The 4,511-nt window shown below is 24.3% G+C and carries 8 protein-coding genes and 1 pseudogene; all 9 read right to left on the bottom strand.

Features of this window, described 5'->3' with window-relative positions; translation table 11 throughout:
* Positions 1-183 (bottom strand): annotated as a pseudogene (locus N747_RS03600) (hypothetical protein); the annotation flags it as partial.
* Between the two features lie 25 nt (positions 184-208).
* The gene (locus N747_RS0103280) at positions 209-1,135 is read right to left on the bottom strand and encodes a hypothetical protein (protein WP_024563765.1); all 927 of its coding nucleotides are present in this window, start codon (positions 1,133-1,135) and stop codon (positions 209-211) included.
* Between the two features lie 5 nt (positions 1,136-1,140).
* A complete protein-coding gene (locus tag N747_RS0103275; protein WP_024563764.1) occupies positions 1,141-1,953 on the bottom strand; it encodes a hypothetical protein in 813 nt (270 codons plus the stop codon).
* Positions 1,954-1,976: 23 nt separating this feature from the next.
* Entirely contained in the window at positions 1,977-2,264 is a 288-nt protein-coding gene (locus tag N747_RS03595; protein WP_240992327.1) for a hypothetical protein, read from the bottom strand.
* The gene (locus N747_RS0103265) at positions 2,251-2,676 is read right to left on the bottom strand and encodes a hypothetical protein (protein WP_029783906.1); all 426 of its coding nucleotides are present in this window, start codon (positions 2,674-2,676) and stop codon (positions 2,251-2,253) included. Before N747_RS0103265 ends, N747_RS03595 begins: the two co-directional genes overlap by 14 nt.
* A gap of 53 nt (positions 2,677-2,729) precedes the next feature.
* Positions 2,730-2,873 (bottom strand): hypothetical protein, encoded by a 144-nt coding sequence (locus tag N747_RS04180; protein WP_172642356.1) that lies wholly within the window; start codon positions 2,871-2,873, stop codon positions 2,730-2,732.
* 13 nt (positions 2,874-2,886) lie between these two features.
* On the bottom strand, positions 2,887-3,219 hold the full coding sequence (locus N747_RS0103255) for an HU family DNA-binding protein (RefSeq protein ID WP_024563749.1): 333 nt from the start codon (positions 3,217-3,219) through the stop codon (positions 2,887-2,889).
* Positions 3,220-3,277: 58 nt separating this feature from the next.
* Positions 3,278-3,592 (bottom strand): single-stranded DNA-binding protein, encoded by a 315-nt coding sequence (locus tag N747_RS0103250; protein WP_024563761.1) that lies wholly within the window; start codon positions 3,590-3,592, stop codon positions 3,278-3,280.
* Position 3,593: 1 nt separating this feature from the next.
* On the bottom strand, positions 3,594-4,250 hold the full coding sequence (locus N747_RS0103245; RefSeq protein WP_024563760.1) for a sigma-70 family RNA polymerase sigma factor: 657 nt from the start codon (positions 4,248-4,250) through the stop codon (positions 3,594-3,596).
* Between the last annotated feature and the right edge of the window lie 261 nt (positions 4,251-4,511).

The following is a 4,511-nucleotide window of genomic DNA, read 5'->3' as shown; positions in this document are numbered from 1 at the left end:
TTTTAATTCTTCGAGATATTTTGATATTCCTTCAAAAGATTGGTTTTGTTCGGTGGGTGGATGGTTATTTTGAAATAAATTATTATTGTTATATTTTTTTAGAAAAAATCCATAAATCCATAAACCTAAAATGGCAAAACCACATACAACTAACAAATTCAAATAAATTTGTTTTAATTTCATATTAGTTCCTTTCTTTTATCTTTTTTTATTCGACATCATAATATAAAGTACGATTTTGTCCAGAACGTTTTTCATATAAATCAATTTTTTTTAAAGATTTAATATGACTATTCGTCCACAACATTCCTTCTTGAATATAATTATAAAAAGGAAATTTTAAAATAAAATCATAATTATGAATATAAAAAGGTTCTTCAATTTTTTGATTAATTGGGTAAACAGCTACAATTTTATCTTTTTGAATATCTTTAATAATGATTTTATCTATTGCTAAATAACTAGGACCACCATAATTAGTTCCTTTATCATATATTATTTCTAAATGATAATTTTCAGGAGTAAAAGTAGTTGATTCTGGTATATAAGGTCTGTTATTACTCCAAAAAAAATACAAATCAGAAGCGCCGTTACCCATTTGAGTTAAAGTATCTAAATTATAAAGATTATTTTTTCCATCTCTAGTTCCGCCATCAAAATAAGCTAATAAAAAATCTTTAGGAGGAGGTTCTTTAATGCGGTATTGAAAATCAATTTCATTATTTAAAGAATTATTATTGTAAAGAGCATAACTAAAATTACTTTTAAAATTTTTATTAGGAAAATGATAATGAAGCCACCCTAAGGCGTCTTTGATATTGCTGTTTTCGCCTAAATGAACATTATAACATTTCATATTATCTATTTCTTTTTCTTTTATGGGGATGATTTTATCATAAAAATAATTATTTATTTCTTTAGATGAGAGTTTAAAAGCAGAATTAAATTTTTTTAATTCTGTATTTTTATTTAAAGATTGTTCAACAGACAAAAAAACATTGTTTTTGTCTGTTGAATTAACAGGTTGGATAAAGTCATATTTTGGAGGTTGATAAATAATATTTGCAAATCCAAATCCGATAAAAACACAAAGAAAACAAATAAAGATTTTTTCAATAAGTGTTAATGTAATCATTTGTTTTATTGGGTTTCTAAATTAGTTATTTGTTTTTCGGTATTTTCTTTATATTTAATTAAATATTGTTTTAATTCAGAAGAAATTTGAGGGTCTTTCAATTCTTGTTCGATGACATTCTTTTTTGTTTTTAAATTAATGAGATTAACTTTTTTAGTTATTTGTTCATTAATGTTTTTTATATTGTTTTGATTTTGTGTTTTTTGGTTTTCTAAAGCAGTTTTAGTTGCACTATTTAAATCAGGTTGCACTAATTTTTGGTCTAATTGTGTAATATTAACAATATTTAATTCTTTATCTTTTAATAATTTTTGATATTTAATAATTTCTTTTTCTTTAAGTAATTTTGTTTCTGTAAGCGAATGTTTTTCTTCTAATTGATTTGTTGTTTTGATTTTATTATCAATTTCTAAAATTTCTTCTTCAGATTTTTTTAAGAATTTTTTTAAGAATAAATCAATTTGTAATTCTTTTTTTTGTTGGGTTTTTAATTTGACGATTTGTTCTATTACTTGTTTTTCTTGAGGAGACAAACTAGGCTCTTTTAATTCTTCATTTTTAATAGTTATTTCTTCATTTAATTGTTTAATTTTGTCGTTATAATCATCAAAACAATCATTATTATTGGTTTGAAATATAGTGTTTTTGTTGACAATAATTTCATAAACAGGTTGTTTGGAATGATTGAAAAAATAATAACCAATTCCTCCTGTAGTTGCAATTATCATTGTTAAAAGTAAAAAGAGATTGAAAAAATATCTTTTAGTTAGGATATTTTTTTTATTAATAATATTTTTTGGGGATTTTTGAATTTTCATTTGAATTAATTTTCCTTTCTTTTTTAATTATTTTCTTGATTTATTAAGGTTTCTAATGGGGTATTTTCCTTATATTCTTGTTGGTTTGAAAATTTTTCATCGATATCCTTTTTTAAATCTTTTATATTTTTTTGATTAATTGGTTTTGAGGTTTCATTTTCTTTTGTTTTTCTTTTAATTGGGTAAGTATCGTTGGGATTGAATAGTTGAAGGAAACTGAAAAAGAGATATTTAAATACAAAACATAAACCAGTAACAAATAATGCCCCAGATACAAAACCAATAGTAAAATTAGAATCAGTCATTTTCATTGTCCTTTCTGATTGGTGTGTGTGTTTTTTGAGATTTTAACAATCTTTTTCTTTCTTTTTTAGATTGCCAAATGGCTACTTTATGTTTTTGTTGTTCTATTTGAGATAATGTTTTTTCTTGTGCAGTTTTTATTTGTTCTAGTTTTTGAAGTAATAATTGTTCTTGTTGTTCTTGTTTAGCATTTTTTATTTCTAAAGTTTGAAGTTTTTTGTTTGGGAAAAAGAGGCCCAAAATGGTTTCTTTAATAAAAATAATTATATTTTTAATTAATTTAAAAATAGGTTTAAAACCAGTAATGATTAATATTGTAAATAGAGTTGTTTGGATTCCATCCAATCTTCTTTCCATGATTTCAGTAGCGGTAAATCCTTTAGTGTAATTTAATATAAAATTACTAATTATTGTAAATATTGAAAAAAATCCACATTATTTCCTACTTTCTTAATAATTTTTATAAAATTTATTCATTTGGTTTTAGGTAATTTCTTTTTATTTTTAAAGGTTTTGTTGGAATGATGTAAATTTATCCTTTTATCTTTGGGGGTTTTGGTGGTTGAACGGTCTTTAAAGTAAGTTCCTTGGTATGTTTCGGTCATTGCATCACTCATATTGTTTCTCCTTTTATTTTAATTGAAGTTTTTTGACTTCATCTTTAATTGGTTTTGACATTTTAAAACTAACAACCGTTTTTGCGGGTATTTTTAAGTTTTTACCAGTTCTTTTTCCTGTTTTTTTGCCTGTTTGTTTATTGATGATGAATTTAGTTTCTGGGGTTGTGTGGGCTTTTCTAGTTTTTAAGATGAATTTACCAATTTTAGAGGATAAAACCACTTCTTCATTTGATGTGATTGCTTTAATTAGAGCATTCTCAAATGAGTTGTAAAACTCTTCTGTTTGGGTTATTGAGGTTTTATTTATCTCAGCTATTGATTTAATTAATTCTTTTTTATTCATATTTTTTTCTCCTTTTTTTATAAAAAAAGTCCCTTTTGGGGACTTAATTTTTTAAATATTATTTAGTTTTGTTGTCTAAAAAGATGACGTTTTGGATAATTACTTTGGTGGTGGTTCGCGTTTTACCTTCGTTTGTGGTATATTTTTGGATGGATAATGCGCCTTCTGCATATATTTTTGAACCTTTATTTAAATATGTACTCATGTTTTCAGCTTGATTTCTAAAAACGACACAAGGGATGTATTGCACTTTATCTTTATTGTTAATTGCTAAATTGAAATCTATTTTAGGGATTTGATCGTTGTTGCTATTGATATATTGTTTTTCTAGGTTATGAGCGATATTACCGATTAATTGGACTTTATTTAACATTTTATTTCTCCTTATTTTTATAATTTGGGTTTAGTTTTCTAATTGCATTATCTTTTAAATCTTCAATTTGTGAGAGTTTTAAATTAAGTTCTTGGGCGATTACATGATTGGTTAGGGGTTGTTGATTGGGTTCGTTGTTGTTTTCTAGCGAGATGCCAAAACTTAAACAAATAACATTGAATTCATTTTTGCTTAGTTTAGTTTTTAGTTTTTTTATTAATAATTCATGTTTTACTTGTTTTAGCCATAATTGATGTGGATTAAGGATTTTATCCCAATTAGGTTGTTTGTATTGTTCTTCTTTAAAACTGATATTATTTGGTTTGGTTGTTTTTTGTGGGATTGAAGGTGAATGGCTTTTTCTTATTAGTTCGCTGATTGCAAATTTTATTTTTGGAGTTGCATAAGTAACAAAGTCATAGCCTAAATCTTGGTAATTATTGAGGGCTTTGATTAATCCTAAAATCCCTTCTTGATATAAATCTTCTTTAGTTAAAACTTCTTGATATAAATCTTCTTTAGTTAAAACTCGAGGATAATATTTAAATTGATAAACTAGTTTTTTGACTAATGGTAAATGAAGTGTGATTAATTGATTACGGATTTCTAAATTCTTTTTGTTTTTTAAAAAATCTTTAAATAATTTTTGTCTTAACATTCAATTCCTCTCTAAAAACATTTTTTTAGAAAAGATATGAAATTATTTTTTTAGTCTTTGAAACAAAAAAAGACTAACTTAATAGTTAGTCTTAAAGAATTTTTAAAAAACAAAAAAGTGTCTAAACTTTTGGAACACCTCATAATGCGCTGTTCCGTTTTTTTAGACAACTTTTGTCTCTAAAATTATTCTTTAAGACTTAAAAATAAGTAGATAATTTCATATCTTTTCAAACTAAGGAAATATTGTTTTTATTTAAAA

The organism is Candidatus Phytoplasma tritici, assembly GCF_000495255.1.
Taxonomy (GTDB): Bacteria; Bacillota_I; Bacilli_A; order Acholeplasmatales; family Acholeplasmataceae; genus Phytoplasma; species Phytoplasma tritici.
Note: the sequence above shows the minus strand (reverse complement) of the source record. Positions and strands in the feature narration are given on the sequence as shown.